Annotated in this window: 1 protein-coding gene; it reads right to left on the bottom strand. The window is 68.2% G+C overall.

What is annotated here, in order from left to right:
- Positions 1-55: 55 nt before the first annotated feature.
- The gene (locus ACH4PY_RS37100; protein WP_398192934.1) at positions 56-1,291 is read right to left on the bottom strand and encodes an IS256 family transposase; all 1,236 of its coding nucleotides are present in this window, start codon (positions 1,289-1,291) and stop codon (positions 56-58) included.
- Positions 1,292-1,428 lie beyond the last annotated feature (137 nt).

Here is a 1,428-nt window from a genome sequence, read left to right as displayed (position 1 = left end):
GGTCACGTCCGCTGGAGTGGTGTATCGACGGCCACTCGGTGATCTTGTTGTGAGGTTATGCGGTGAGTTCGGTGGGGAGTGCGGTTTCGTCGGTGTGTGACTCGTTCGGGTGGCTGGTCCTGGCAAGCAGTTCCCGGCTCATGTAGCGGCGGGCTTCGGTCCATTCGTCGTTCTGTTCGGCCAGGACGGCGCCGACCAGGCGGATGAGGGCGGTGCGGTCGGGGAAGATCCCGACGACGTCGGTGCGGCGGCGGATTTCCTTGTTGAGCCGCTCCTGGGGGTTGTTCGACCAGATCTGCCGCCAGATCTCGCGGGGGAAGGCGGTGAAGGCCAGCAGGTCTGCCTGGGCGGTGTCGAGGTGTTCGGCGGCCTTGGGAAACTTCGCCTCCAACGCGTCCAGGACGTGCCGCATCTGGGCGTGGACAGCGTCGGCGTCGGGCTGTTCGAAGACCGTCCGCAGCAGGGTCGCCACCCACGGCTGGGCGGATTTCGGCACCTGGGACAGCAGGTTCCTGGCGTAGTGGGTGCGGCAGCGCTGCCAGGACGCGCCGGGCAGGACGGCTCCGATGGCGGCCACCAGGCCGGTGTGGGCGTCGGAGACGACGAGCTGGACTCCGGAAAGGCCGCGGGCGGTCAGCGAGCGCAGGAACGCCAGCCAGCCGGCGCCGTCCTCGGCGGTGGCGACGTCGATGCCGAGGATCTCGCGGTGCCCGTCGGCGTTGACACCGACCGCGACCAGCGCGTGGATGTTGACGATCCGCCCTTCCTCGCGGACCTTCTGGGTCAGCGCGTCGACCCAGACGAACGCATACGGGCCGGCGTCCAGCGGCCGGTTGCGGAACGCTGTGACCTGCGCGTCCAGGTGCTTGGCCATCGCGCTGACCTGCGACTTACTCAGCTGCGTCACGCCCAGGGACTGCGCGAGCTTCTCCACCCGGCGGGTCGAGACTCCAAGGAGGTAGGCGGTGGCGACCACCGAGATGAGGGCCTGCTCGGCGCGGCGGCGGCGTTCCAGCAGCCAGGCCGGGAAGTAGCTGCCGGTCCGCAGCTTCGGGATCGCGAGCTCGACGGTTCCCGCGCGGGTGTCCCACTCGCGCGGGCGATACCCGTTGCGGTGGTTGACCCTCTCGTCGCTGACCTGCCCGTACTCGGCGTTGCACATCGCGTCTGCTTCGGCGGACATCAGGGCGTCGGTGAACGTCTTGACCATCGCGCGCAGCAGGTCGGGACTCGCCGTGGCGAGGTTGTCCTCGGTCAGGGCGTGCAGGGGCAGACTGTCTGGTGCGGTCATCGTGCTGATCTCCTTCGAGGCTTTAGACACTTCGAAGATCAGCCGGTGGCCGTCTTGCTATGCGGGCACCAACCCGGACGCCGGAGCAAACCCCCGGATCAGGTCCAACCCGCTACACCACTTCCAAGGACGCAACC

Source organism: Streptomyces sp. NPDC021224, from assembly GCF_044332905.1.
Lineage (GTDB): Bacteria > Actinomycetota > Actinomycetes > Streptomycetales > Streptomycetaceae > Actinacidiphila.
Note: the sequence above shows the minus strand (reverse complement) of the source record. Positions and strands in the feature narration are given on the sequence as shown.